The sequence below is a fragment of the Micromonospora sp. GCM10011541 genome (assembly GCF_042650725.1).
Taxonomy (GTDB): domain Bacteria; phylum Actinomycetota; class Actinomycetes; order Mycobacteriales; family Micromonosporaceae; genus Micromonospora; species Micromonospora sicca.
In genome coordinates this window covers 54,199-79,281 of sequence record NZ_JBHSBP010000026.1, presented here as the reverse complement: position 1 = coordinate 79,281, position 25,083 = coordinate 54,199, and the positions used below count along the sequence as shown (strand labels likewise).

Genomic DNA, 25,083 nt, shown 5'->3' with positions numbered 1-25,083 from the left:
TCAGAAACAGGGCACGCGTGAGCGAAATCCTTCGGGGTGGCCGGCGTCGATGTCACTACCGGGACGTAGGTTGTGACCGGTCCGTGACGTGGGTCGGCCGTCATCGTCACACCGGCCGTGTTAAACGTCGATGTCTGCTGACCGTTCGGCCGATGTGGACCCGCCCTCGTTCCCGGTCCCGACCAGCTCCGGGGCCTGCGGCTGCCGGGGAGCCAGCTCCACCTGCGCCGGGGTGGCCAGCTCCTGGTCCGAGACGCCCAGCTCGGCGAGCTTGCGCGCGCTGACCAGCACCCGCGCCTCCAGCGACCCGACCGCCCGGTTGTACGCGGTCACCGCCCCGCCGAGCGACGCGCCGAGCTTGCCGACGTGGTCGCCCAGGGTGGACAGTCGCCCGTACAGCTCGCGGGCCAGGGAATGCACCGCCACCGCGTTGCGCGCCAACGCCTCCTGCCGCCACGAGTAGGCCACCGTACGCAGCAGCGCCACCAGGGTGGCCGGGGTCGCGAGCACCACGTTGCGGGCGAAGGCGTGCTCCAGCAGCGTCGGGTCGCGCTGCAACGCCACGTCGAGGAACGGGTCGGCCGGCACGAAGAGCACCACGAACTCCGGCGTCGAGTCGAAGGCCGCCCAGTAGGTCTTCGCCGCGAGCGCGTCCACGTGCGCCCGCAGGTGCCGCGCGTGCGCGTCGAGGTGGGTGTCCCGCCCCCGCTCGTCGCGCGCCTCCATCGCGGTCAGGTACGCGTCGAAGGGCGCCTTCGCGTCGACCACCACGCTGCGCCCACCGTGCAGCCGGACCACCAGGTCGGGGCGGACCCCCTGGTGGTCGGTGGCGGCGGTGACCTGCTCGTCGAAGTCGCAGTGCTCCAGCAGGCCGGCGGCCTCGACGATCCGGCGGAGCTGGTGCTCGCCCCAGCGCCCCCGCACCTGCGGCGCGCGCAGCGCGGCCACCAGCTGCTTGGTCTCGGTGCGCAGCTCCCCGGAGACCGTGCTCATCGCCCGGACCTGCTCCCGCAGCTCGGCGTACGCGTCGACCCGGTCGTGCTCCAGCTCGGCGACCCGCTGCTCGTACCGCCGGAGGGTGTCGTGCAGCGGGGCCACCGCCCGGGCGACCGCCTCCTGCGACTGGGCGGTCGCCTCGTAGCTGAGCGCCCGCATCGACTGCTCCAGCCGCCCCTCGCCCGCCCGGGTGGCCTCCAGGGTCGCCTCCAACCGGGCGATCTGGGTGGCCGCGCGGGACCGGGCGGCCAGCCAGCCGACCGCGCCGCCCGCGGCGAGGCAGAGCACCACCACGGCCAGCGTCGCGAAGTCCATGCCCGAGAGCTTGCCAAACGGGTACGACGAGCGCCCGGTGGGTACGTTCGGGGGTATGGAAGCTGCCCTGTGGGTGATCCTGGTCCTGTTGCTCGGAGGTGCGCTCGTGTTCTGGCGGTGGGGAAGCAGGGCCCGGCGGGCCACCGAGCTGGCCGACGCCCGCGCGGAGGCGCAGCGCTGGTACGAGCGCCTCGGCGGGCAGTTGATGAACCTGCACGGCGACGCGCCGGCGGTGCGGCAGGCGCTGGCCGACGCCGGTGAGCGGTACAACGCGGCCGGGTCGCAGCTGGAGCAGGCGGGGACGCCGCACCAGTTCGCGCTGGCCCGGGAGACCGCGCTGGAGGGGCTGGCCTACATCCGGGCCGCCCGCACCGCGCTGGGCATCGACCCGGGCCCGGAGCTGCCGCCGCTGGCCGCCGCCCGGGGCGCCGGCATGCTCACCAAGGAGCGTGAGGTCAACGTGCAGGGGCAGACCTACCGGGCCGGCCCGCAGCCGGGCAACCAGACGCCCTACTACTACCCGGGCGGCAACTGGCAGGGCCGTCCGGTGCCCGCCGGCTGGTACTCGACGCCCTGGTGGAAGACCGCGCTCGGCACCGGGGCCGGCGTGCTCGGCGGCATCCTGATCGCCGACGCGCTCTTCTCGCCCGCCTTCGCCGACCCGGGCTACGGCTACGAGGCCGCCTACCAGGAGGGCTTCGGCGACGGCCAGGACCAGGGCGGGGACTTCGGCGACCAGGGCGGCGGCGACCAGGGCGGCGGCGACCAGGGCGGCGGCGACTACGCCGGGGACTTCTCCGCCGCCGGCGGCGATTACGGCGGCGGCGGAGACTTCGGCGGCGACTTCGGTGGGGGCGACTTCGGCGGCGGGGACTTCGGCGGCGGCGACTGGTGAGGCCGAGCCGGCCAGGTTGAACCGGCCGGCTCGACCGGGTGGGCGGGCCGGTGCCGGTCCGGATCAGCCGGTGTTGCGCATGCCGGCGGCGATGCCGTTCACCGTGGTCAGCAGGGCCCGCTCCAGCGCCGTACCGTCGTTGGGGGCGCGGCGGCCGCCCGGCGCGGTGGCCACCGCCCGGCCGGCGGCGCCGGACTCGCGGTACTGCTGGAGCAGCGCCACCTGGAGATGGTGCAGCGGCTCCAGGTAGGTGTCCCGCACCGCCAGGGTGCGCTGGAGCACCGGCGAGTTCTCCAGCAGGGCCGCCGAGTTGGTCACCGCCAGCACCTCCTGCTTGGTCAGCTCGTACTCCTGCTGGATCTTGTCGAAGATCGGGTGCAGCTTCTTCGGCACCAGGGTCTCGACGTACCGCCGGGCGATCGTCAGGTCGGTCTTGGACAGCATCATCTCGACGTTCGACAGGAACGTGCGGAAGAAGTGCCAGTTCCGGTTCATCTCGGCGAGCACGTCCTCCAGCCCGGCCGCCCGCGCGGCGGCCAGCCCGGAGCCGACGCCGTACCAGCCCGGCACGATCTGCCGGGTCTGCGTCCAGCCGAACACCCACGGGATGGCCCGCAGGCCGGCCAGCCCGGCCCCGGTGTTCGGCCGCTTGGCCGGCCGGGAGCCGATGTTCAGCGCGCCGAGCAGCTCGGTCGGGGTGGAGGCCCAGAAGTACGCCGGCAGGTCCGGGTCCTCGACCAGCGACCGGTACGACCGGAACGCCGACTCGGAGACCACGTCCATCGTCGCGTCCCAGCGTTCCAGCATCTCGGCCGGCTGCCTGGGCGCGGTGTGCAGCAGCGTCGCCTGGAGCACCGCGGCCACGGTCAGCTCCAGGTTCTCCCGGGCCAGCGCGGGCAGCGTGTACTTGTCGGAGATGACCTCGCCCTGCTCGGTCACCTTGATCGCGCCGTCCAGCGTGCCGTACGGCTGGGCCAGGATCGCGTCGTGCGTCGGCCCGCCACCGCGACCCACGGTGCCGCCGCGACCGTGGAACAGCCGCAGGTGCACGCCGTGCCGGGCGGCCACGTCGCGCAGCGCGCGCTGCGCCCGGTGGATCGACCACTGGCTGGTGGTGATGCCCGCCTCCTTGTTCGAGTCGGAGTAGCCCAGCATCACCTCCTGCACGTCACCCCGGGCCGCCACCAGGGCCCGGTACGCGGGCAGCGACAGCAGCTCGTCCAGCAGCTCACCGCCGGCGTTCAGCTCGGCCGGGGTCTCCAGCAGCGGCACGATGCCGATCCGGGCCCGCCCGGAGTGCACGTCGACCAGGCCGGCCTCGCGGGCCAGCACCACCGCGGCGAGCACGTCGTCGACGCCCAGGGTCATCGAGATGATGTACGACTCGATCACCTCGGAGCCGAACCGGTCCTGCGCCTCCCGGATCGCCCCGAACACGTCGAACGTCTTCCGCGCGCCCTCGGTCAGCGGGGTGTCCAGGGTGGAGAGCGGCCGGCGGCCGGCCAGCTCGTCGGCGAGCAGCTTGGTCCGCTCCAGCCGGGTCAGCGACGGGTAGTCCGGCACCTCGCCGACGGCCGCGTAGAGCTGGGCGAGCACGGTGTGGTGCGCCTCGGCGTGCTCCCGGACGTCCATGGTCGCCAGGTGCAGGCCGAACGCGGAGACCGTACGGATCGTGGAGGCCAGCCGGCCGACGGCGGTGAGCTGCCCGGAGTTGCGGGCCAGCGAGGCGCGCAGCAGCTCCAGGTCGGCGATCAGCTCGGCGGAGCCCCGGTAGTCCCGCCCCGGCACGTGCGCGGTGCCGGCGCGCAGCCGCTCCCGGGTGTTGGCCAGCTTCGCCTTCACGCAGCGGGCCTTGAGCCGGTACGGCTCCTCGGCGTTGACCCGGCGGAACCGGGGCGCCACCTCGGGCAGCGCGTCCAGGTCGGCGGCGAGGCTGGCGGAGAGGTCGAGCGACACCGCGCGCAGCCGCCGGGAGACGGAGACCTCGTTGATCAGGTGCTCCATCGCCGCCTCGGTGGCCGCGATCCCGTGCTCGTGCTGGATCCGCAGCACCTCCCGGGTGACCGCCGGGGTGACGAACGGGTTGCCGTCCCGGTCGCCGCCGATCCAGGTGCCGAAGGTCAGCGGTCGGGACGTCGGCGAGGTCTCGACGCCCAGGGTGCGCAGCGTGTCGGCGAGGTCGTCGAGGACCTGCGGGGCGGCCTCGGCGTACAGGTCGCGCAGGTAGTAGATGGCGTTGCGGGCCTCGTCGGTCGGGTCCGGCCGGTCCAGCCGCAGCTCGTCGGTCTGCCACATCAGGTCGAGCAGCTCGGCCAGGCGCCGGTTGGCCGGCCCCTCGTCGCTGGCCCCGTAGAGGATCGCGTTGGCGGTCTCGGCGTCCAGCTCGTCGGCGATCGCGCGCAGCTTGGACAGGATCGACCGGCGGGCCGCCTCGGTCGGGTGGGCGGTGAAGACGGGGCGTACCGCGAGGCGGCGGGCCGCGGCCGCGATCTCCTCGGCCGGCACCCCGCGCTCAGCGATCATCTTGGCCGCCTGGTCCAGCCAGCCGCCCTGGACCGCCCGGCGGCGCCGCAGGTCGCGGGCCCGGTGCACCTGCTCGGTGATGTTGGCCAGGTGGAAGTAGGTGGAGAAGGCCCGGGCCAGCTTGGTGCCGGTGGTGACGTCGAGGCCGCCGAGACGCTGGGCGGCGGCCGGCGCGTCGGAGCGGACCTGCGCCCGGATCTCCTCGACCAGGTCGAGCAGCGGGCGGCCCTCCTGCCGGGCGAGGGTCTGCCCGAGGAGCGTGCCGAGGCGGCGGATGTCGGCCCGCAGTGCGGCGTCCGGGCCGTCGTGGTCGTGCTGGTCGGTCACGGGTGCGCTCCTTACGTGAGTACGAAGGACAGCGCTGTCCGACTCCCTGGATGGTATCCGCGTCGGCCCCGCCGACAGGAGGGACCCGGCGTGATGATCTGCACTCTGGGACGGGCGGGACGGCTCAGCCATCGGTGGCGGGCTCGCCAGGTCCGGTCGGGCGGGGGCCGGCGGCCCGGGCGGCGCGCCGGGACCGCCGGTGGGTGCGGAACATCGTGGCCGTGATCAGCCCGAGGATCCCGAGCAACGCCCACACCACCAGGCCGGTCAGCGACCAGCCAGTCGACCGGCGGTCGAAGTAGACCGCCGACTTGATCAGGTCGGTGGCCAACCCGGGCACGTTCCACCGGTGCATGCCGCGCAGCCAGCCGGGGAGGAACTCCGGGGCGTAGATGCCGCCGGAGCCGGGGTTGCCGAGCACCACCAACAGCAGGATCACGATCCCGGTGCCGAGCAGGCCGAGCCAGCCCTGCACGGCGGCGGCCACCATCGCGGCGGCGAAGACCGCCAGCGCGCCGACCGCGGCGACCGCCGGCACGTCGTGGTGCCAGACGTCGAGGACCGGCCCGACGATCGTCGCGCCGACCGCGCCGAGCACGATCGCGTAAACCGCGAGCGCGGCGATCCGCAACCCGGCCCGGGCCAGGCTCACCGGCGCGGTGCCGGTCTTCAGGCCGAGCGCGGTGGAGGCCAGATAACCGCCGAGGACGTAACCGACCGCGAGGTAGAAGGGGACCAGCCCGCGCGGGTCGCTCGCCTCCACCGGCACCTCATCGGTGACCTGGAGTGGCAGGTCGGCTTGGCGGGCGGCCTGGGTGAGCACCTGGGTGACCAGCTCGGCGGCGGCGGGCGCGGCGGCGCTGGCGGTGGTGAGGCGCAACCCGTCGTCCGGGCCGGAGGTGAGCACCGCGTACACCTCGCGGGCGGTCAGTCCGTCGTCGGCGGCCTGCGCGCTGTCGTACTGGATCGGCTTGATCTTGTCGGTCCGGGCGCGCACGGCGGCCATCACCTGCTGCGCGCGCTGGTCGCCGAGGACCACCCCGACCGGCACGTCGCGCGGGGTGGGCTGGTGCAGCGCCCCCACGTAGGCGGCGATGAACGCGGTGGCCAGGGCGAGCGTGCCGACCAGCAGCGCCGCCGTACGCGGCAGCCAGTCCCGCACGGCGAGTTCCCGGTCCTCGTCCACGCCGCCAGCCTAGGGCGGTGGTTCGCCCTGGTTGTGGGGTTTCGCCGCCCCGCGCTCCGGCCGCTGTCAGGCTGGCGGTATGGCGCTCGAGGACCTGCCGATCCCGGCCGAGGGCATCCTGCTGGCTCATTTCGTGGTGGCCGCCGACGTGGCCCGGTCGGCGGCCTTCTACTCCGACGTCCTCGGCGGCACGGTGGTCCGGGAGGCCGACCCGGCGATGGTCCGGCTGGCCAACAGCTGGGTGATCATCGCCGTCGGCGGCGGGCCCACCGAGGACAAGCCGGACGTGATCCTGGAGACCCCGCCCGACCCGCACCGGACCAGCGCGTTCCTCAACATCCGGGTGGCCGACATCCAGGCCGTCTACGACGAGTGGACCGCCCGGGGCGCGCGGTTCCTGACCCGGCCGAAGGATCGGGGCAGGGAGATCCGCTGCTACCTGCGAGACCCGGACGGCCACCTGATCGAGGTCGGTCAGACGGTCGAGAAACCCCGTCGCGGCGGCCGTTAGCGTCAGGGCATGCCGTCATTGCGTTATCCCGCCAAGCCGAAGCCGGGCGACCGGGTCGCCGTGGTATCTCCCTCCCGCGGCCTGTCGGGTCTCTTTCCGCACGTCCACGAGCTGGGCCTGCGCCGGTTGCGCGAGGAGTTCGGCCTGGAGCCGGTGGAGTACCCGACCACCCGGGTGATGGGCGCCGACCCGCGGGACCGGGCCCGGGACCTGACCGCCGCCTTCGCCGACCCGACGATCACCGCTGTGCTCGCCACCGTCGGCGGGGACGACCTGATCACGGTGACCCCGCACCTGGACGACGAGGTGCTGCGGGCCAACCCGAAGCCGTATTTCGGCTACTCGGACAACACCAACGTGCTCAACCACCTGTACCGGCTGGGGATCGTGGCCTGTCACGGCGGGTCCGTGCTGGTGCACCTCGGTCGGCCGGGGAAACCGCACCCGCTGACCTTCGACTCGCTGCGCGCCGCCCTCTTCACCTCCGGCTGGTACGACCTGGCGCCCGCCCCCGAGTGGGGCGACAAGCCCAACCCGTGGACCGAGCCGGAGACGTTGGCGTTCGAGCCGGAGATGCTCCCCGGCGACGGCTGGCGCTGGCAGGGGCCGGCCCGGGTGGTGCAGGGGCGGACCTGGGGCGGCTGCCTGGAGATCCTGCACTGGCTGATGGCGACCGACCGGGTTCCGTCCGCGGCCGAGCTGGCCGGTTCGGTGCTGGTCTTCGAGACCTCCAACGAGCTGCCCAGCGCGCAGGAGGTGTTCCGGATCCTGCGGAACATGGGGGAGCGGGGGCTGCTCGCCAGCTTCCCGGCGGTGGTCGTCGGCCGGGCCAAGGCGTGGGACTTCGACCGCCCGCACACCATCGACGAGCGGCGGGCGTGGGCGGACGCCCAACGGGAGGCGGTCGCCCGGGCGCTGGCCGAGTACGCCCCCGACGCCGTGGTGGTCTTCGACGTCGACCTGGGCCACACCGACCCGCAGCTGATCATCCCGTACGGCGGGGAGATCCGGGTCGACGCGGTCGAGCGCCGGATCTCGGTCCGTTACTGATGAGCAACTCGTGGGAGTACCCGATCCTGCGGACGCCTGACGTGGGTCAGGCCCTGGACGTCGTCACCCACCTGTTCGGAGTGGCCGACCGGAGCGACACCTTCCTGGTCGTCCGGGCGCGAACTGGGCGGGCCTCGGGGCTGCCGCGCCATCTCGACGCGTTCGGTCGCGTGAACCGGAGTGGGTGTTGGTCGGACCGGGCAGGCTGAGCCCGTCAAGGGTGAGCCAGAACGGGCCGAGCCGGGCGGATGAGGCCTGTTCCATCTACGCCCTGCGGGCCCTGTGGAGGTGTTACCTGGGACCCTCGGCGCGGACGAAGACGCCGGCGCCCGGTGCGCCTTCGACGAGCCCGCGTGCCTTGAGCCAGTCGATGGCGGAACGCACCACCTGACGGGACACGTCGAACTCGGCGCAGAGTTCGGTGCCGGAGGGCAGCTTCGCGCCCGGCGGGTACTCGCCTGACTCGATGCGCTGGGTCAGGGTGTCGATGAGACGTTGCTTCTTGGTGTACGCAGGCATGGGTTGACTTCCGTGGCAGGTAATGCACATGTGATCACGCATGCCGCCGGAGCGTCAATGAAATGTGGTACCAGGTATTGTCCTGGCATGACAGGTAGTCGTAGGTTGCAGCGGGGTGACTGTGGCAGGTCCCCCTCAACGAACAGGGCGGCCCGGGGCGGAGGTGGCACTCCGCTCCCCGGGCCTTGACCGGGAAAGGACCCCGGCCCATGAGCAACCTACCGAACTCCGTCCATCCGCCCTGGTGCCTGCGGGGCCCCGCCTGCGCCGGGCCGAATGACCTGCACCTGTCCCGCCTCATCGGCACGGCCGTCCGGGGTGACGAGGTGATCCAGGTCAGGATCGGCTTGTGGCGGATGGACGTCGGTCCGACCCCGCCATCCGGCCTGTTGCTGGAACTCTCCGCTGGCTCCGACGTCGAACGCTGGCCGATTGACCTGGCCCAGTCCCGTTCACTGGCCCATCTGTGCCAGCGGCTGGTGCGCCGGCTCGGTCCGGGCTCGGTTCGAGCCGCCTGAGTTCTCGCAGAGTCGCAACATCCACGCCAGGTCCGTGAGGTGGCGGCTATCCGGGCGCATCGGATACCGCATCTCGCGTGACCGGAGTGGATCTTGGCGGTTGGGTGCGCGGGGGCCGGTCGGTGAGCGCCGGGCGGGAGCGCATTCGGGGTCAGGCGTCGATCGTGGCGAAGGCGCGGACCGGGAAGGTGCCAATGCCGGCCACCCGGGGCGGGGCGGCGGTGAACCGGAAGCCGGTCGGCGGCAGCGCGTCGAGGCCGGTCAGGTGCTCGACGATCGGCACGCCGGCGGCCAGCAGGGCACTGTGCGCCGGGCGTTCGCCCCGCGCCGACGGGCTCATGTCGTCGATGTTGATCGAGTCGATGCCGACCAGGGCGGCGCCCGCGTCCACCAGGGCGCGGGCGGCGTCCGCGGCCAGGTACGGCGCCTCGGGCCCGGCGTACCGGTCGGTGCCGAAGTGCGCGTCCCAGCCGGTGTGCAGCAGCACCGCCCGGCCGGCCACGTCGTACGGGGCCAGCAGCAGCCGGTCCACCGCCCGGGTGCCGGCCGGCACCCGGACCACCAGCCCGGGCAGGTCGGCGAGGCGGTCCAGCGGCGTGCCGGTGAGGTCGGCGCCGTCGGCCCAGCGGTGCGCGGGCGTGTCGAGGTAGGTGCCGGTGTTCGCGATCATGTCGATCCGGGCGACGTGGAACTCGACGCCGGGGGCGTAGTTCGCCCGGGACGCCTCCCGGGTGAGCCAGTCGGTGATCCGCGGCGCGGGCCAGCCCGGCAGGGTGGTCATGCCGTCGGTGATCACGTGACTCAGCTCGACCAGCCGCCGCGCCGGCGGGGTGTCTGCGGCGACGCCCCGGCCGCCCTTGTGCGGCTCCTCGATGATCGTCCTGCGGTCGATCCGCACCTCGGCGACCATCAGCAGCCCGAGGTGCCGGACGAGGAGCGCGGCCAGCTCGTCGTCGGTGACGTCCCGGCCCGGGATGTCCAGCCGGAACCCCTCCGTCCGCAGCCCGCCACCGTTGGCGAAGGTGACCTCCGCGTCGAACTGCGCCCGATACTGCTCTGCCACCCGGCAAGCCGATCACGGGCCGCCGCCCCGGTCAAGATCCGATCGGGCGGGCGGTCGGCCCGCCCGGGATCTGAGCAATTTTCTTCAAGAACCCGGCACCGCCGTGGCCCGAGGATGGAACGCGCCAGCCCGGCCGGTGCCGTCACGCCGACGGCGGTCGGAGCGGGGGTACGCGGACCTTTTCGGGGAGGCCCGACGCCCCTCGTCGGGCCGGTGCGGCCGCCCGGGCGTGCCTCATGGAGGTGTCGTATACCCCCCCGTACGGCACCTCCGCCGGCAGGGTCAGCCCGCGAGCAGGCGGCGCAGCCGGGCCGGCGGGTGCCCGACCTGGTCGCGTACCACCCGGGTCAGGTGGGCCTGGTCGGCGAAGCCGTACTCCCTGGCCAGCACCCCGAGCGGACGCCCGTCGGGCTCGGCGAGGGTGTCCAGCACCGCCCGGACCCGCAGCCGGTTCCGGTACGCGGTCAGGCTGCTCCCGGTCATCCGCTGGAACACCCGGCTGAGGTGGTGCGGCGAGGTGCCCACCTCCCGGGCGACCTCCTCCAGACCGAGGGTGAAGTCCGAGGTGGCGAGCACCTCGCGGGCCCGGTCGGCGAGGCGCCGGTGTGCGGCCAGGGTCGCCGGTCGCCGCCGTACCGCCCGGTCGATCTCGGCGCCGGCGTCCTCCCCGGCCAGCGCGCTGTGCTGGAGCAGCCGGCCCAGGAACCGGTGCAGCCGCTCGGCCATCTCGAACCGGTCCAGCCCGCGCCGGCACTCGGCCACCAGCAGCCGGTGCGCCAGGTCCAGGGAGGCGTCCGAGGTGCCCGCCCAGCCGGGCCGGTCCAGCCAGCCGACGGCGTCCGGCCGGTCCGCCAGCACCTCCCGGTCGATCTCCAGGCAGGTGTACGAGTCGCCGCAGCCGTACGGGTGGGAGACCGACATCTCGTCCCCGGGGCGGGTGATCAGCACCGAGGTGGCGTCGGAGACACCGGGCCGGCCGTTGAGGCGGCGCTGGTAGGCGCCCGAGCGACCCAGGATGAGCTTGTAGCGGTCCTCGGCGGCGGGCTCCGTCCAGCCGTGGTGTTCCACGATGCAGTGCACCTGGTAGATCAGCATCCCGTCCGGGTGCCCCAGCACCCGCCACCGGGCCGGCGTGGTCTTGCGGCGTGGATCACTGCCGGTTCCCTCAGCAGGCATTCGGTCTCCCTCAGGTGTTCCTCGACGGCGTGGCGGCCGATCGTCCCCCCGGAGAGATAGTGTCGATTCGCAAACCCCCCGTCCAGACCGGGCGCGGGGTGATCGTCGTGTGCCATCCGCGGGAAGTGATCACTGATGCTCACCGGACTGTTCGCCGCCGCCCTGGCCGACCCGGGCCTGGCCCGGGCCCGTGACCTGGCGCGCTCCGGTGCCGCCCAGGTCGACGGCCTGGACCTCACCGCCCCGGCCGCGCTGCGCCCGTTCGCGGTCGCCGCGGTCGCCGCGGACGAGCCCGCGGGCGGCGCCGGCCGCCCGGTGCTGGCCGTCACCGCCACCAGCCGGGAGGCCGACGACCTCGCCTCGGCGCTGGGCAGCCTGGTTCCGCCGGAGCAGGTGGCGGTCTTCCCGTCCTGGGAGACGCTGCCGCACGAGCGGCTCTCGCCCCGCTCCGACACGGTCGGGCGGCGGCTGGCCGTGCTGCGCCGGCTGGCCCACCCGGGCTCCGCCGACGCGCACGGGCGTACCGGGCCGCTGCGGGTGGTCGTGGCGCCGGTCCGGTCGCTGCTGCAACCCCAGCTCAAGGGGCTCGGCGACCTGGAGCCGGTGCAGCTCGCCGCGGGTGACGAGGCGGATCTGGAGGAGGTCGCCCGCCGGCTCACCGACATGGCGTACGCCCGGGTCGACCTGGTCACCAAGCGGGGCGAGTTCGCCGTCCGCGGCGGCATCCTCGACGTCTTCCCGCCCACCGACGAGCACCCGTCCCGGGTCGAGTTCTGGGGCGACGAGGTGGAGGAGATCCGCACCTTCGCCGTCGCCGACCAGCGCACCATCGAGGGCGTGCCGCAGCTCTGGGCGCCGCCCTGCCGGGAACTGCTGCTCACGCCGGAGGTCCGCAAGCGGGCCGCCGCCCTGGCGCAGGAGCACCCGGAACTGGCCGAGATCCTCGACAAGCTCGCCGAGGGCATCCCCGTCGAGGGGATGGAGTCGCTGGTCCCGGCGCTGCTCGGCAACGAGAGCCTGGAACTGCTGCTGAACTGCATGCCGGCCGGCACCCACGTGCTGCTCTGCGACCCGGAGCGGATCCGCACCCGGGCGCACGACCTGGTGCGTACCTCCGAGGAGTTCCTCCGGGCCAGCTGGGCTGCGGCCGCCGTCGGCGGCCAGGCCCCGGTCGACCTGGGCGCCGCCGCCTTCAAGACCCTGGCCGACGTACGCACGGCGGCCCGCGCCCTGCGCCAGCCGTGGTGGACCCTCGCGCCGTTCGGCCTGGTCGAGGCGGACGCCACCGCACCGGTCCGCCAGCCGTGGGAGGACGAGCCGACCGAGGTCGACGTCAGCCCCGACGACGCGATCGCGGTGACCCTGGCCGCCCAGCCCGCCCCGCTCTACCACGGCGAGACCGCCCGGGTGGTCGAGGACCTGAAGCGCTGGGCCGGCGAGGGCTGGTCGATCGCGCTGGTCTTCGAGGGCCACGGCCCCGCCCAGCGGGCCGTCGAGGTGCTCCGCGACGCCGGTCTCGGCGCCCGGCTCACCGAGGCGGTCCCCACCGCGCCCGCCCCCGGCGAGCTGTTGGTGTCCTGTGGCTGCCTGACCGGCGGCTTCGTCGACGAGGCGTCCCGGTTCGTGCTGCTCACCGGTAACGACGTCACCGGCGGCCGGGGCACCTCCACCCGGGACATGCGCAAGATGCCGAGCCGGCGGCGCAACACCATCGACCCGCTGGAGCTCAAGGCCGGCGACCACGTGGTGCACGAGCAGCACGGCATCGGCCGGTACGTCGAGCTGGTGCAGCGCACCGTCAACGGCGCCTCCCGGGAATACCTGGTCATCGAGTACGCCGCGAGCAAGCGCGGCCAGCCCGGCGACCGGCTCTTCGTCCCCACCGACCAGCTCGACCAGCTCTCCCGGTACGTCGGCGGCGAGCAGCCCACCCTGCACAAGATGGGCGGCTCGGACTGGCAGAAGTCGAAGGCCCGGGCCCGCAAGGCGGTCCGCGAGATCGCCGCCCAGCTGATCCAGCTCTACGCCGCCCGCAAGGCGTCCAAGGGGCACTCGTTCGGCCCGGACACCCCGTGGCAGCGGGAGCTGGAGGACGCCTTCCCCTGGCAGGAGACGCCGGACCAGCTCGCCGCGATCGACGAGGTCAAGCGGGACATGGAGCAGACCGTCCCGATGGACCGGCTGATCTGCGGCGACGTCGGGTACGGCAAGACCGAGATCGCGGTGCGAGCCGCGTTCAAGGCGGTGCAGGACGGCAAGCAGGTGGCGGTGCTGGTGCCCACCACGCTGCTGGTGCAGCAGCACTACAACACCTTCGCCGAGCGGATGGGCCAGTTCCCGGTGACCATCCGGCAGCTGTCCCGGTTCCAGACGCCGAAGGAGAGCGAGCGGACGTTGGAGATGATCGCCGACGGCACCGTCGACATCGTCATCGGCACCCACCGGCTGCTCCAGACGGCCACCCGGTTCAAGAACCTCGGCCTGGTCATCGTCGACGAGGAGCAGCGCTTCGGCGTCGAGCACAAGGAGCACCTGAAGACGCTGCGCGCCTCGGTCGACGTGCTGAGCATGTCGGCCACCCCGATCCCGCGGACGCTGGAGATGGCGATCACCGGCATCCGGGAGATGTCCACCATCGCCACCCCGCCGGAGGAGCGGCACCCGGTGCTGACCTTCGTCGGGGCGTACGACGACCGGCAGGTGGCCGCCTCCATCCACCGCGAGCTGCTCCGCGACGGGCAGGTGTTCTACCTGCACAACCGGGTCGAGTCGATCGACCGGGCGGCGCGCCGGATCCGGGAGCTCGTGCCCGAGGCGCGGGTCGCCGTGGCGCACGGCCAGATGGGCGAGGAGGCGCTGGAGAAGGTGATGGTCGGCTTCTGGGAGAAGGAGTTCGACGTCCTGGTCTGCACCACGATCGTGGAGTCCGGCATCGACATCCCGAACGCCAACACCCTGATCGTGGAGCGCGCCGACCTGCTCGGCCTGGCCCAGCTGCACCAGATCCGCGGCCGGGTCGGCCGGGGTCGGGAGCGGGCGTACGCCTACTTCCTCTACCCGCCGGAGAAGCCGCTCACCGAGCACGCGCACGAGCGGCTGGCCACCATCGCCCAGCACACCGAGCTGGGCGCCGGCATGTACGTGGCGATGAAGGACCTGGAGATCCGGGGCGCCGGCAACCTGCTCGGCGGCGAGCAGTCCGGCCACATCGAGGGCGTCGGCTTCGACCTGTACGTCCGGATGGTCGGCGAGGCGGTGTCGGCGTTCAAGGGCGAGCAGCCCGAGGAGGAGGCCGACGTCAAGATCGACCTCCCGGTCGACGCGCACCTGCCGCACGACTACGTCGGGGTGGAGCGGCTGCGCCTGGAGATGTACCGCAAGCTCGCCGAGGCCCGCGACGACGAGCGGCTGCGCGAGGTGGTCGCGGAGATGACCGACCGGTACGGCGAGCCGCCCGCCCCGGTGCAGAACCTGGTCGCGGTGGCCCGGTTCCGGCTGCTGGCCCGCCGGTACGGCCTCAGCGAGGTCTCCATGCAGGGCAAGCACCTGCGGTTCGGCCCGTTGCCGCTGCCCGACTCGAAGCAGCTGCGGCTCAAGCGCTATCACCCGGACTCGGTCTACAAGCAGGCCCAGGACCAGGTCAGCGTGCCGCGCCCGAGCACCCGCCGAGTGGGCGGCGAGCCGCTGCGCGACCAGGCCCTGTTGGAGTGGTGCGCCCAGCTCCTCAAGGATGTGCTGGGCGAGCCGGCCCTGGCGGGGGCCCGGTGAGCCGGCCCGGTGGGCGGCGTCACAGCGGGGTGGCGGGCGTGAGAGAGTGACCGTCATGCGTGCTCGCCGTCTCATCGCCGCCGCCAGCGTCGCGGCCCTCGCTGTCTTCGCCCTCGCCGCCTGCGGTCGGTCCGCGCCGGACGTCGCCGCGTACGTCGGGGACCGGACCTACTCGGTGGACCGGGTGGACGCCATCCACGACGAGGCCCAGGCGGCGTACGAGGAGTCGGTGAAGGCCTCCGCCGCGCAGCAGGGGGCGACCCCGTCGCCGGAGCAGCTGAAGCTGAACGTGGACCGGCAGGACATCCTCAACCTGCTGGTCGGCATCGACCTCGGCAAGCGGATCGCCGAGGAGAAGAAGGTCGAGGTGCAGGACCAGCTCAGCGCCGCGCAGATCGGCAAGGAGCTGGGCGTGCCGGACACCGAGTACGCGCAGCTCGCCGCCGAGTGGTACGACCTCTACCTGGGCCTGGAGGCGGGGCTGCCGCCGGCCGAGCTGACCGACGACTCGCGCGGTGACCTCTACGACGCGCTGGTCAAGGCCGGCGTGGCCCCGGCCGGCTGGTCCGCCGACGAGCAGCGCCAGCAGTTCGAGCAGGCGCCGTTCACCCGCCAGGTCTCCGCGGTGAGCGCGGCCCTGCAGGACGAGGTCGAGAAGCTCGACGTCACGGTCAACCCGCGCTTCCGGGCGCTGGAGATCCCGGCGCTGCTGCAGACCCAGAGCGGCCTCCGCCAGTACGACCTGCCGTACGTGCACGGCAACGGCCAGGTGACCGACGTCTCCACGCCGGAGCCGGTGGCCACCGAGGCGACCGGTCAGGCCGCCTCCTGAGCATGTCCGCGCGGATCGTCCTGCTGGTCACCTCGCCCCGGCTGCCGGCCGGCCTGCTGACCGCGGCCGCCTGGGACGTCGTACGGTCCGCCCCGGTGCTGGCGGGCGCGGAGAGCCCGCTGACGGCGGCGGTCCGCTCGGCGGGCCCCGAGGTCACTGTGGTCTCCGGCGGCGCGACGCAGGCGTTGCTGGACGCGGTGGCCGCGCACGGCACGGCGGTCTGGCTGGCCGGCCCGGCCGGCGACGAGGCGCTGGCCCGGGAGCTGGGACTGCGGCTGGCCCGCGAGCCCGGGCTGGCCGAGCTGGAGCTGATGTACGGCTCGTGGGATCCGCCGGGGGCCCGGCTGCTGGACGCGGTCGAGGTGATGGACCGGCTGGCCTCGCCGGGCGGTGACCCGTGGAAGCGGGCGCAGACCCACCGCAGCCTCGCCGGCTTCCTGCTGGAGGAGTGCTACGAGGCGTACGACGCGATCAGCGCCGACGACACCGACGCGCTCCGCGAGGAGTTGGGCGACGTGCTGCTCCAGGTGCTGCTGCACGCCCGCCTCGCCGAGGACCTGCCCGAGGACGAGCGGTGGAACGTCGACGACGTGGCCGGGGGGCTGGTCGACAAGATGGTCCGCCGCAACCCGCACGTCTTCTCCGGGGAGCGGACCGGCTCGCTGGAGGAGATCGAGGCGAACTGGGAGCGGATCAAGCGGGCCGAGAAGGCCCGCGAGTCGGTGCTGGACGGCATCGCGCTGAGCCAGCCCGCCCTCGCCCTGGCCGCCAAGATCCTCGACCGCGCCGCCCGCGTCGGGCTCGCCGTCCCGCCCCCGCTCGCGGAGTCCCAGGTCGACCCGGAGGCCAGGCTCGGCGCCAGCCTCCTCGCCACGGTGGCGGCGGCGCGGCAGGCGGACATCGACCCCGAGGCCGCCCTCCGTCGCACCACCCTGGCCTACGCCGAAGCCGTCCGCACCGCCGAACGCGAGGCCCGCGCCGACCAGCCGAGTTGATCATGAAGTTGCACGACCCGTCGTGCCGAGTGACAACAACTTCATGATCAACCGAAGGGCGGCCGAGGTGCCGCGAGGTCGGTAGGGTCGGGGGATGGAGTCGTTCGTGCCGCTCGCCGAGCGGATCGTGGAGGCATTGCTGGAGAGCCGGCCGGGGCTGGCCACGTCGGCCGGCGACCACCGGTACGACGACCGGCTGCCCGACCTCTCCGCCGACGCGGTCGCAGCCGACCAGGCGATGCTCAAGGAGGCCGCCGACGCGCTCTCCGAGATCGACCCGGATTCGCTCGACGTCGAGGAGGGCGTCGACCACGCGCTGCTGAGCAGCCTCGTCGACCGGGCGATGTTCGAGTCGACGGAGATCCGCGCGCACGAGTGGGACCCACTGCGACACAACCCGGGTCCGCTGCTGCACGCGCTGCTCGCCCGCCCGTACGCGCCCGTCGAGGAGCGGCTGTCCCACCTCGCCGGGCGGCTGTCGGCCGTACCGGACGCCCTGGCGACCGCGCGCGCGACGCTGCGCGACATGCCGCGGATCCACGCCGAGACGGCGGTCGGGCAGTTCACCGGCACGGCGGCGCTGATCCGCGACGAGGTGCCCCGGCTGCTGGCCGAGGCGCCGGGGCTCTACGGCCGGGTCGAGCCCGCCGCGACCGACGCGATCGCCGCGCTGGAGGAGTTCGTGGCCTGGTTGCGGATCGGCCTGGCCGCCGACGCCGGGCCGGGGCGCGACCCGCGGCTGGGCCGGCGCCGCTGGGAGGCGCGGCTCTGGCACACCCTCGACACCGAGCTGGGCGCCGCCGAGGTGCAGCGCCGGGCCTGGGCCAACCTGGAGCGGGTCACCGCGGAGATCCGCGAGGCGGCCGTCGAGCTGGTCGGCGGTCCGGCCGACGACGAGACGGTACGCCGGGCGCTGGACCTGCTCGCCGCCGAGCACCCGGACGACCAGTCCATCGTGGAGCTGGCTTCGGTCACCCTGGACGAGGCGAGCGACTTCGTCCGCGCGCACGACCTGATCACCCTGGTCGAAGACCCGTGCGTGATCCAGGAGATGCCGGAGTTCGCCCGGGGGGTCGCGGTGGCGTACTGCGACTCGCCGGGCCCGCTGGAGACGGCCGACCTGCCCACCTTCTACTGCATCGCGCCCACCCCGGCGGACTGGCCGGCGCACCGGGTCGAGTCGTTCTACCGCGACCAGTACATCTTGGCAACATGACCCGTGCGAGAGGGCACGAAGAAGGGCCCCACTCCGTAGAGCAGGGCCCCTCTCTTCGGGTGAGAGCAAGGTCAGGTGCGGTGCTGGCGCGGGTTGGTCCACGCGAGGAAGCGATCGAACAGCTCAGTCGAGTCCGGCGGGGTGTCCGGGTGCAGGCGCATGAAGTCGGCGACCGCGTCGTGCAGGTGGGTGCCCATGTACATCGCCAGCGCGATCATGTGCTTGCGGTACTCCATCAGCATCAGGAGCTTCGCCGGCTCGCACGGCCACGGGTCACCGCAGACCTTGCACGCCCAGACCGGGCGCTGCGGCAGGTGAGGGTGGTGCTTCTCGGGCGGCCGGGGACCGACGTACGGGCGGACGTAGGGCGCAGGCATGGACAGGTAGTGCCTTCCTTGGTTGCTCGACTCCATGCCCTACAGGTTGACAGTCATCAGTGACGGCCGTCAACCATTTCCGTGACGATCGTCAGTGATGGCCGCAAGGCACTCCTGACGTTGCCTTCACGTAGCACTCCGCACATGTCTACCGTCAACGACGTGGAGGAGCTGGTCGGGATCGCGGAGATCCGGGAGATGCTGGGCGGTGTGTCCCGTCAGCGTGCCCATGTGGTCGCCTCGGCCAAGGGCTTCCCCGACCCCGTCCAGGAGCTGACGATGGGCAAGGTCTGGCTCAAGCGGGACGTGGAGAAGTGGATCAGGCAGCGCCGGCCTGAGCTGCTCCAGGAATGACGAAAGGGCCCGACCCCCACACAGGGAGCCGGGCCCAGATCTTGGCGCTCAGCGGACCGGACAGGCCCCCGTAGCGCACTCCTCGTCAATGCCATCCGCGACCAGGGTGACGGTCGCAGCTTCGTACTCAGCCGCAGTGATCCGGGTGAACGGAGCCTGCGGCCTGGTGCCGTCGACCATGATGGTCGTGCCCTTGAGCATCGGCAGCCAGCGGGCGATCACCTCGGCGACCTTGTCGTGGTTCAGCCCCTCCGGCACGTTGGCCGTGAAGGAGACGGCGTTGTCGGCCCACTCCTCCTGGAGCATCTGCTGGAAGGCCAGCATGTCGTCCAGGCTGATCTCGTCGGCCTGCTCGACCAGCTCGATGGCGTCCTCCGGGCTGTAGCCCAGCGCCTCCACCCCGGCCAGCAGGTTGTCCTTCGTCGGGAAGACCACCACCGCAGTGTTGCCGCTCTTGTCGTACTGGCAGACTTCGGTGGTGAAGCCCTGCACCCGGAACTCCTCGACCTTGACCCGCTCGCTCGGGTTGGTCAGGTTGAACCGGACCCGCTGGTCGAAGTGTCGGGCGTAGATCGGGTGCCCGCCCTCGCTCACGCCGGCCAGCTTGCTGATCGTTCCCGTCGGCGCGATCGTGGTGACCTTCACCGGCTCAGCGATCCGCAGCTCGAACGCAGCACGACGAGCAGCCTCACGCACCAGCTTGGCCGCCTGGCGGATCTCCTGGCGCAGCCGGCTGTTCTTCGGCACCTTCGAGTACGGGTGGCCCCGCTTGGCGTAGAAGGACTGCACGCCCGTCAGGCCCACACCGATGCGCCGGTTGGTCGCCAGCTTGGCCGCCTGCTTCGGGTCGTTCACGTCCCCGTAGGTGGCGCGCACGAGGAAGCGGGTGACCAGGGTCAGCGCCTCGTCCAGGCCCAGCCAGTCGACCGGCCCACCCCGACGCTTCGGAGCGAACTGGTCCAGGTTGACGTGACCCAGGTTGCAGTTCTCCCACGCCTCCAGGGCGATCTCACCGCACGGGTTGGTGGCCACCACCTCGTTGACCTCGCCGACGTTCGACAGGCTGCTGTTCCAGTAGCCCGGCTCGCCGTTCGTCAGCGCGCCCTCGACCACCAGGCGGTGGACCCGCTCGGCGGCGTGCGTCTGCCCGCTGGTCGACGTGCCCGCGTAGTTCAGCGCGTCCAGGAACTCATCATTGATCTCGACCGAGATGTTGGTCGTCCAGTGCTTGCCGGTGTCCTGCTTGCAGGCCAGGAACTCGTCGATGTACGGGTCGTCCCAGCGGACGATCGACATGCGGGCCGAGCGGCGGTTGCCACCCGACACCACGCACTCAGCGATGGCGTGGTCGATCTCCATCGCCTCGACCGGGGTGATGTGGCCGAAGGTGCGCAGGCCGCGCTCCTGGCTGGCGAAGGCCCCGTTCAGGACCCGGGCCACCTCATGCATCATCACCGCGAACGGGCCAGGGCCACTGGCCGTGCCGCCGAACGTCTTGAGCCGGCTGCCCTTGCAGCGGACGCGGCTCACGTCGTAGACCCGGTTGGCGTGCTGCACCTGGTCGTCGGTCATGAAGGTGTCGAGCAGGTCGACCAGGGCGTCGGACCAGCCCTCGCGGGAGTCCTCGACGTTCCACGCGCCGGCCCAGTCAGAGTCGTACTGCTCGGACAGGATGCCGGCCGCCTTCATCTCGGCGTAGTCCTGGTGCATCGGGTCGCAGACGATGTGCACCTTGAGCGCCCGACGCGGCGTGCCGAACGGCCCCAGGAAGCGGGAGCTGTAGTTGGCCCCGACACCGCCACCCTCCATCAGCCGCAGGAAGGCGAACTCGAAGTGGTCGGACAGCTTGCCGCCCCAACCGGCGACGTGGCAGTTGAACAGGTACTGCCGGCCGGGAACGCCGGTCGCCCACAGGTGACGGCCGGCGGGGATGATCGCGAAGCGCAGCATGTAGCGGCGCAGCTTCTGGTACTCCTCCTCGACCTTGGCCGACCAGGTCTCCCGGGGTCCGTAGACCAGGGCGAGGTTGCCGGTGGCGACCCGCTCGACGGTCTCGGGCCAGATCTCCTTGGTGCCGTCCGGCTTGGTCCGGCTGTACGTCCTTTCGTACACGACCTGTCCGGTAGGCCCGAAGGTGTACTCGGGCTCGATGTTCAGCTTGATCACGGGTTGTTGTGCTCCTATCACTTGGTCTCAACTTCACACGTCAGACGAAGGGAGCGGGCACCCCGGAGTGGGGCACCCGCTCACACCATCACACTCTACCAGGACTGCTCGCTGAACTCCACGCCGTTCAGGTAGTCCCGCATGCGAGCCACGCCACGGGCCAGGCGCTCCGAGACAGTCGACCGCCCGCAGTCCTGCTGGTCGGCGATCTCCTGCTCACGCCACCCCATGCCGTACCGCAGGAGCAGGGCCTGCTTCTCTGCCAGCGGGATGTACGCCCGCTTCCAGGCGGTCCTGATGTCGGCCAGGTGGGCGTACAGGGTGCAGCCGTGCGAAACGTCGATCGTGGCTCGCGGCATGTCCGGGTCCGGTGCCTGCGGGTTGGTCATCCCGAAGGCGTACGAGCTGTCCCACACGGCCGGCAGGAGCTGTTCGATCAGCTCGCGGCTGTAGTCACCCCCACCCTCCTCGGCAGCCTGCGCACGCTTCGGTGCAGTCACGTCCTCGCCAGCATCCAGCGTCGCCTCCAGCGAGGTCTGCCGGTTATGCCGGCCGGCTTCCACCCGCACCTTGTCGAGCAGGCCCTGGACCGTTCTGGTGTAGAGGACCCCCAGCCCCAGGCTCGGGTCACCCAGGCACTCCTGGCTGTCGGACCCGGTGGCCAGCAGGATCAGCGCCTCCTGGTACAGGTCGTCGTAGTCGACGGTGGCCAGCCCGTCGTAGTCGGAAGCCACCTTGGTGGCCGCGTTGCGGGCGACCGCCTTCACGCCTGGGTACTCCAGCACCGACCAGTCCACGTCCTGCTCACTCACTGCGAACCACCTCCTTGATGTTCGTCTCTCCGTCCTTGGTCACCGCGACGATCAGTCCCGGCGCTCCTACCGTCCCCTTGGCGTGCCGCCACCAGGTGCTCTCGCTCTCCATCGCCGGGGGCTGGATGAAGGTGCGCGGCCCATCGGTGTCGATGAACTCGTGGTGCAGGTGGCCGGCGACCAGCAGGTCCGCCTGGTGCATGGCGCTCTGCTTGTTGAACGCCTGCCCCTTCCACCACTCGAAGTGCTTGCCGACCCTCCACTGGTGGCCGTGGGCATGGGCGACCACCGTGCCAGCCACGTCGAGGACCACCGTCAGCTCGTCCGTCTCGGGGACGTAGAACTCGACATGCCCGAAGGCGTCCGGGTTCAGCTTGGCCGCGTCGGCGACGGCGATCAGCGACTCGGTGTCGTGGCTGTCGTCGTACCGCGTCACGCCCTTGCCGCTGAACCGCACGCTCTCGCCGTGGTTGCCGGGCACCGCCGCCATGCTGACCCGCTCGGCCAGCGGAGCGAACAGCTCCAGGGCGTAGAGCATCACCCGACGGGTCAGCCGGATCTGCTCGTTCAGCGTCAGCGGGGTGCGCCACACGTTGGCACCGCCCTGCGAGACGAAGCCCTCGATGTGGTCACCCAGCCAGCCCAGGTGGACGTGCCCGATCCCGAACTGCTCGCTGTGCCAGAGCAACCGGTCGGCCGCCTGGTCGAGGCAGCCCAGCGTGCGCCGCAGCGTGCCCTCCACGCCGTCGCCGTCGATCTTCCCGAACTGCATGTCACCCAGCAGGACCAGGAAGCCGTGGTCGCCTTCGGGCCTGACAGCCCGCCGGCCCCGCTCCCGGCTGACCCGGTCGAACAGGTGGTCGAGGTCCGGGCGCTCGGTCTCCGAGGTGGCACCGACGCGGGCGAAGACGTACTTGGTCGACACCCCCAGCTCACCGTTGGCCCGGGTCCACTCGGACACCCGGAACGCGGTCGCCTTCCACTGCGCCGGGTCGAGGCCCTGCTCGGTCAGCAGTCGGGCGGCGTCGCCCTCCTCGGTCACCTGGTCCGCGTTGACGATCACCTCGACCTCGTCGCCCGAGATCTCGACCTGCCGAGTGAAGTCGCGCTCGGGGTTGGTCTTGCGGGCAGGGGTCGCCGGCCCGACCGGCTTGTCGAGCAGCTCCTTCAGCAGGTCGTCGCTCACACGATCACACTCCAGTCCGGCGCAGCGAGCGCCTGTAGGTTCGGATGCTGGACGGGGACACCGGGGTGCCGGCCCGCTCCAGCCAGTCAGCCAAGTACTCGGCGCTGGTCTCGCCGATCAGGTGTGCCAGGAACGCCTGTCGCACCGGGTCGCTCATCGCGTCGAGAGCGGCCTGGAGCTTCGAGCTGGGCTTCGCTTCAGCCGTCAACGCCGGTCACCCACCTCTTCGGGTACTCCCGGTACTCCTGGAGCACCTCCAGGTCGTCGGCCATCTTGCGGAACAGCTCGGGCAGGCCGTGCGGGTGGCTGATCGTGCCGACCTCGACGAGGCCCTGCTCGCCGACCTGCACCCGGATCGGGATCTCGATCTCGCTCACAGGTTCACACTCCGGGCACGACGAGAGGCCAGGATGGCGGACACGGCGACCGCCGCGACCTGGACCAGCTCGACCTCACGCTTCTCCGGGTCCTCCTCGGCCAGCGCCTCGTACACCTCTTCGAGGAGGATGCCGTCCCAGGCGGGGTGACCGACGCCGGCCCGGTAGTCGTTCTCCCGCTTCCAGCGGTCAGCGCGCCACTGGTACTCGGCGTGGTAGCCGTTCCCGATGACGCCCTCCGGGGTGAAGGGGTGGTCCTGCTCGCCCCACTCCTCCTCCTGGCGGTTCACCTCGTTGACCACCTCGGCACTGACGCCGATCTTCTTGAAGTGCTTGGCGATCTTCTCCATCGCCTCGACGAACGCCCGCGCTACCAGCTCGGGGTCCTGGTCGTTCAGCTCGAACACCCGCTCGTTGTTGATCTCAGTCACTGGTTGTTGCTCCCCTCTCCAAGGATGCTCAGCAGGGCTTGCTCCCCGCCCTTGAGGTACGTGTCGGTCACATCGCCATCCCGCAGGCGCAGACCCTTGGCCTGCCGCAGTGAGCGGCAGATCTTGTTGGTGAACTCGGCACCCGCGTCGTCCGGGTCTCCCCACACCCAGATCCGCGAGAAGCCAGCCAGCATGCGGCGGTGCCTCGGCTTGAAGTTGTTCGCCCCCGGGAGAGCGACCGCCGGCAGCCCGATCTTGTTCAGGACCACCGCGTCGAACTCGCCCTCGGTGACGTGCAGCTCGTCGCCAGCGCGGAAGATCGCGCCGATGTTGAAGCAGCGCGCCGGCTCGTCCTTCACGGTGTTGTATTTGCCGTGGAAGAAGTCGCGGTGCTCGTGCTCCTGGAGGCAGCGGAACCGGATCGACAGCGGCTTGCCGTCGCGGTCCAGGTAGGGGATGGCCAGCATGCCCCGGTACTTCGAGTGGCCCGGGTACGGGTCAGCGACGACGCCAAGCCGGAACGTAGCCGCCTCCGCTTTTCCGACCCCCCTTGCCACCAGGTAGCTTGCGGCTTCCTGCGTAACTTGATCCTCGTACGCCCTGGTCGCTTCCTCCAGCGTCTCCAGTTGCGAAGCCGACAGAGGCAGCAAGGTTGCTTGCTCCACGGAAGTCCACCCCCTCTTTCTCCATGATCAGGTTGTAGCTGTCCCCGCCCTTCCCGCAGGAGTGGCAGTTCCAGAGCCCGGTGTTCGTGTTGATTGACATCGACGGCGTTCTGTCCTCGCCCTGGAGGGGGCACCGCACCATCTGGCTGACCTTGTACGGGTTGACCTGCACGTCGTAGTGCTCCAGGACGGCCACCAGGTCAGGCCGCTCGTCGGCTGCCACTACTCCACCTCCACCCCGAAGAACTCCTCGGTCGCCTGCATCTCGCGCAGGCCCCACTTCGTCTCGCCGTGCACCAGGTGGTCGAGGATCTCGGCCCCGGTGAAGTCGATGAGCGCGAGCATGTCGTGGTACGCCCTCACGTCTTGGCTCCCGTGCTACTGCGGTGGCTGGTCAAGGTTCAGCACCTCCCTGGATGGTGGGTTGATCAGGTAGTCGATGGCCCGGCGCAGGAACTCCGGGTCGTCCCGGGCGTGCGCCAGAATGTCGTTGCAGGGGGAGCAGAGCAGGCCCCGGACCGAAGCCCGGCTGCCTTGCTCCGCTTCCAGTGCATGGTCGTGGTCCACGGCGAGGCGCTTGGACAGGCCCTTGGCCCGCCGGCAGATCGCACAGCACCCGCCCTGGAAGGCCAGGAGGATGCCGTACTCGTCGCCGGTGATGCCGTAGGTCTTCTCGACCCGCTGGGCATGCGCCTTGTCTCTGCGCTCCCGGCGCTTCGCCAGCCCGCACCGGTAGCACCGGATGTCGGTCTGCTGGTTCGGCCCCTTGGCCTTGCCGCAGTCGACGCACGGCTTGCCCCGGTGGCGTTCCGAACCACTCAAGTC

Annotated in this window: 25 protein-coding genes and 1 pseudogene; 9 read left to right on the top strand and 17 right to left on the bottom strand. The window is 71.8% G+C overall.

Going from position 1 to position 25,083, the window contains the following annotated elements; genetic code table 11:
• Window positions 1-120: 120 nt before the first annotated feature.
• Window positions 121-1,311, bottom strand: coding sequence for a DNA recombination protein RmuC (locus ACFOYX_RS11135; RefSeq protein WP_109800105.1), 1,191 nt, complete (start codon window positions 1,309-1,311; stop codon window positions 121-123).
• Window positions 1,312-1,366: 55 nt separating this feature from the next.
• On the opposite strand from ACFOYX_RS11135, the gene ACFOYX_RS11130 reads away from it, so the two are divergent.
• Window positions 1,367-2,206 carry a hypothetical protein gene (locus ACFOYX_RS11130; RefSeq protein WP_322440694.1) on the top strand — a complete coding sequence of 280 codons (840 nt, stop codon included), beginning with the start codon at window positions 1,367-1,369 and terminating at the stop codon, window positions 2,204-2,206.
• 63 nt (window positions 2,207-2,269) lie between these two features.
• Here the strand turns inward: ACFOYX_RS11130 and ppc are convergent, their stop codons facing one another.
• Both ppc and ACFOYX_RS11120 read right to left on the bottom strand, forming a co-directional pair.
• Window positions 2,270-5,056: a phosphoenolpyruvate carboxylase gene (gene ppc / locus ACFOYX_RS11125; RefSeq protein WP_322440693.1), complete on the bottom strand. Its 2,787-nt coding sequence runs from the start codon at window positions 5,054-5,056 to the stop codon at window positions 2,270-2,272.
• A 124-nt stretch (window positions 5,057-5,180) separates the two neighbouring features.
• The gene (locus ACFOYX_RS11120; protein ID WP_322440692.1) at window positions 5,181-6,242 is read right to left on the bottom strand and encodes a hypothetical protein; all 1,062 of its coding nucleotides are present in this window, start codon (window positions 6,240-6,242) and stop codon (window positions 5,181-5,183) included.
• 79 nt (window positions 6,243-6,321) lie between these two features.
• Here ACFOYX_RS11120 and ACFOYX_RS11115 point away from each other — a divergent pair, with 79 nt between their 5' ends.
• Window positions 6,322-6,753: a VOC family protein gene (locus tag ACFOYX_RS11115; protein WP_322440691.1), complete on the top strand. Its 432-nt coding sequence runs from the start codon at window positions 6,322-6,324 to the stop codon at window positions 6,751-6,753.
• A 9-nt stretch (window positions 6,754-6,762) separates the two neighbouring features.
• A complete protein-coding gene (locus ACFOYX_RS11110) occupies window positions 6,763-7,803 on the top strand; it encodes a S66 peptidase family protein (RefSeq protein ID WP_322440690.1) in 1,041 nt (346 codons plus the stop codon).
• A gap of 291 nt (window positions 7,804-8,094) precedes the next feature.
• Here the strand turns inward: ACFOYX_RS11110 and ACFOYX_RS11105 are convergent, their stop codons facing one another.
• Entirely contained in the window at window positions 8,095-8,322 is a 228-nt protein-coding gene (locus ACFOYX_RS11105; RefSeq protein ID WP_322440689.1) for a winged helix-turn-helix domain-containing protein, read from the bottom strand.
• A 209-nt stretch (window positions 8,323-8,531) separates the two neighbouring features.
• Here ACFOYX_RS11105 and ACFOYX_RS11100 point away from each other — a divergent pair, with 209 nt between their 5' ends.
• Window positions 8,532-8,840 carry a hypothetical protein gene (locus ACFOYX_RS11100; RefSeq protein ID WP_322440688.1) on the top strand — a complete coding sequence of 103 codons (309 nt, stop codon included), beginning with the start codon at window positions 8,532-8,534 and terminating at the stop codon, window positions 8,838-8,840.
• A gap of 151 nt (window positions 8,841-8,991) precedes the next feature.
• Here the strand turns inward: ACFOYX_RS11100 and ACFOYX_RS11095 are convergent, their stop codons facing one another.
• Together ACFOYX_RS11095 and ACFOYX_RS11090 are read right to left on the bottom strand one after the other, a co-directional pair.
• Entirely contained in the window at window positions 8,992-9,903 is a 912-nt protein-coding gene (locus ACFOYX_RS11095) for a cyclase family protein (RefSeq protein WP_322440687.1), read from the bottom strand.
• A 282-nt stretch (window positions 9,904-10,185) separates the two neighbouring features.
• Window positions 10,186-11,079 (bottom strand): AraC family transcriptional regulator, encoded by an 894-nt coding sequence (locus tag ACFOYX_RS11090; RefSeq protein WP_322440686.1) that lies wholly within the window; start codon window positions 11,077-11,079, stop codon window positions 10,186-10,188.
• A gap of 135 nt (window positions 11,080-11,214) precedes the next feature.
• Between ACFOYX_RS11090 and mfd the strand changes: the two genes are divergently transcribed.
• The 4 genes and pseudogenes from mfd to ACFOYX_RS11070 all read left to right on the top strand — a co-directional run.
• On the top strand, window positions 11,215-14,847 hold the full coding sequence (gene mfd, locus ACFOYX_RS11085; RefSeq protein ID WP_322440685.1) for a transcription-repair coupling factor: 3,633 nt from the start codon (window positions 11,215-11,217) through the stop codon (window positions 14,845-14,847).
• A gap of 55 nt (window positions 14,848-14,902) precedes the next feature.
• On the top strand, window positions 14,903-15,679 hold the full coding sequence (locus ACFOYX_RS11080; RefSeq protein ID WP_322440684.1) for a hypothetical protein: 777 nt from the start codon (window positions 14,903-14,905) through the stop codon (window positions 15,677-15,679).
• Window positions 15,680-15,681: 2 nt separating this feature from the next.
• Window positions 15,682-16,674 (top strand): nucleoside triphosphate pyrophosphohydrolase, encoded by a 993-nt coding sequence (locus ACFOYX_RS11075; protein WP_322440683.1) that lies wholly within the window; start codon window positions 15,682-15,684, stop codon window positions 16,672-16,674.
• Between the two features lie 94 nt (window positions 16,675-16,768).
• Window positions 16,769-17,869, top strand: a pseudogene (locus ACFOYX_RS11070) (DUF885 family protein); the annotation flags it as partial.
• 92 nt (window positions 17,870-17,961) lie between these two features.
• On the opposite strand, the gene ACFOYX_RS11065 reads toward ACFOYX_RS11070, so the two are convergent.
• A complete protein-coding gene (locus ACFOYX_RS11065) occupies window positions 17,962-18,303 on the bottom strand; it encodes a hypothetical protein (protein ID WP_377533979.1) in 342 nt (113 codons plus the stop codon).
• A 108-nt stretch (window positions 18,304-18,411) separates the two neighbouring features.
• Between ACFOYX_RS11065 and ACFOYX_RS11060 the strand changes: the two genes are divergently transcribed.
• On the top strand, window positions 18,412-18,621 hold the full coding sequence (locus tag ACFOYX_RS11060; protein ID WP_377533978.1) for a hypothetical protein: 210 nt from the start codon (window positions 18,412-18,414) through the stop codon (window positions 18,619-18,621).
• Window positions 18,622-18,669: 48 nt separating this feature from the next.
• Here the strand turns inward: ACFOYX_RS11060 and nrdJ are convergent, their stop codons facing one another.
• The 10 genes from nrdJ to ACFOYX_RS11010 form a co-directional block, all read right to left on the bottom strand.
• The gene (gene nrdJ, locus ACFOYX_RS11055) at window positions 18,670-20,787 is read right to left on the bottom strand and encodes a ribonucleoside-triphosphate reductase, adenosylcobalamin-dependent (protein WP_377533977.1); all 2,118 of its coding nucleotides are present in this window, start codon (window positions 20,785-20,787) and stop codon (window positions 18,670-18,672) included.
• Between the two features lie 95 nt (window positions 20,788-20,882).
• A complete protein-coding gene (locus ACFOYX_RS11050) occupies window positions 20,883-21,599 on the bottom strand; it encodes a hypothetical protein (RefSeq protein ID WP_377533976.1) in 717 nt (238 codons plus the stop codon).
• On the bottom strand, window positions 21,592-22,785 hold the full coding sequence (locus ACFOYX_RS11045; RefSeq protein ID WP_377533975.1) for a hypothetical protein: 1,194 nt from the start codon (window positions 22,783-22,785) through the stop codon (window positions 21,592-21,594). Before ACFOYX_RS11045 ends, ACFOYX_RS11050 begins: the two co-directional genes overlap by 8 nt.
• 4 nt (window positions 22,786-22,789) lie before the next feature.
• A complete protein-coding gene (locus ACFOYX_RS11040; protein WP_377533974.1) occupies window positions 22,790-22,993 on the bottom strand; it encodes a hypothetical protein in 204 nt (67 codons plus the stop codon).
• A complete protein-coding gene (locus tag ACFOYX_RS11035) occupies window positions 22,983-23,162 on the bottom strand; it encodes a hypothetical protein (protein ID WP_377533973.1) in 180 nt (59 codons plus the stop codon). Before ACFOYX_RS11035 ends, ACFOYX_RS11040 begins: the two co-directional genes overlap by 11 nt.
• Window positions 23,159-23,593, bottom strand: coding sequence for a hypothetical protein (locus ACFOYX_RS11030; protein WP_377533972.1), 435 nt, complete (start codon window positions 23,591-23,593; stop codon window positions 23,159-23,161). Before ACFOYX_RS11030 ends, ACFOYX_RS11035 begins: the two co-directional genes overlap by 4 nt.
• Entirely contained in the window at window positions 23,590-24,210 is a 621-nt protein-coding gene (locus ACFOYX_RS11025) for a toprim domain-containing protein (RefSeq protein WP_377533987.1), read from the bottom strand. Before ACFOYX_RS11025 ends, ACFOYX_RS11030 begins: the two co-directional genes overlap by 4 nt.
• Entirely contained in the window at window positions 24,092-24,430 is a 339-nt protein-coding gene (locus ACFOYX_RS11020) for a CHC2 zinc finger domain-containing protein (protein ID WP_377533986.1), read from the bottom strand. Before ACFOYX_RS11020 ends, ACFOYX_RS11025 begins: the two co-directional genes overlap by 119 nt.
• Before the next feature lie 50 nt (window positions 24,431-24,480).
• The gene (locus tag ACFOYX_RS11015) at window positions 24,481-24,621 is read right to left on the bottom strand and encodes a hypothetical protein (protein WP_377533971.1); all 141 of its coding nucleotides are present in this window, start codon (window positions 24,619-24,621) and stop codon (window positions 24,481-24,483) included.
• Window positions 24,622-24,636: 15 nt separating this feature from the next.
• A complete protein-coding gene (locus tag ACFOYX_RS11010; RefSeq protein WP_377533970.1) occupies window positions 24,637-25,080 on the bottom strand; it encodes an endonuclease VII domain-containing protein in 444 nt (147 codons plus the stop codon).
• Window positions 25,081-25,083: the final 3 nt, after the last annotated feature.

Excerpts from the sequence above, each read along its gene's own strand:
- mfd (WP_322440685.1), top strand. The coding sequence starts at position 11,215 with ATGCTCACCGGACTGTTCGCCGCCGCCCTGGCCGACCCGGGCCTGGCC.
- ACFOYX_RS11075 (WP_322440683.1), top strand. The coding sequence starts at position 15,682 with ATGTCCGCGCGGATCGTCCTGCTGGTCACCTCGCCCCGGCTGCCGGCC.
- ACFOYX_RS11130 (WP_322440694.1), top strand. The coding sequence starts at position 1,367 with ATGGAAGCTGCCCTGTGGGTGATCCTGGTCCTGTTGCTCGGAGGTGCG.
- ACFOYX_RS11090 (WP_322440686.1), bottom strand. The coding sequence starts at position 11,079 with ATGCCTGCTGAGGGAACCGGCAGTGATCCACGCCGCAAGACCACGCCG.
- ACFOYX_RS11105 (WP_322440689.1), bottom strand. The coding sequence starts at position 8,322 with ATGCCTGCGTACACCAAGAAGCAACGTCTCATCGACACCCTGACCCAG.
- ACFOYX_RS11100 (WP_322440688.1), top strand. The coding sequence starts at position 8,532 with ATGAGCAACCTACCGAACTCCGTCCATCCGCCCTGGTGCCTGCGGGGC.
- ACFOYX_RS11060 (WP_377533978.1), top strand. The coding sequence starts at position 18,412 with ATGTCTACCGTCAACGACGTGGAGGAGCTGGTCGGGATCGCGGAGATC.
- ACFOYX_RS11135 (WP_109800105.1), bottom strand. The coding sequence starts at position 1,311 with ATGGACTTCGCGACGCTGGCCGTGGTGGTGCTCTGCCTCGCCGCGGGC.
- ACFOYX_RS11065 (WP_377533979.1), bottom strand. The coding sequence starts at position 18,303 with ATGGAGTCGAGCAACCAAGGAAGGCACTACCTGTCCATGCCTGCGCCC.
- ACFOYX_RS11110 (WP_322440690.1), top strand. The coding sequence starts at position 6,763 with ATGCCGTCATTGCGTTATCCCGCCAAGCCGAAGCCGGGCGACCGGGTC.
- ACFOYX_RS11080 (WP_322440684.1), top strand. The coding sequence starts at position 14,903 with ATGCGTGCTCGCCGTCTCATCGCCGCCGCCAGCGTCGCGGCCCTCGCT.
- ACFOYX_RS11115 (WP_322440691.1), top strand. The coding sequence starts at position 6,322 with ATGGCGCTCGAGGACCTGCCGATCCCGGCCGAGGGCATCCTGCTGGCT.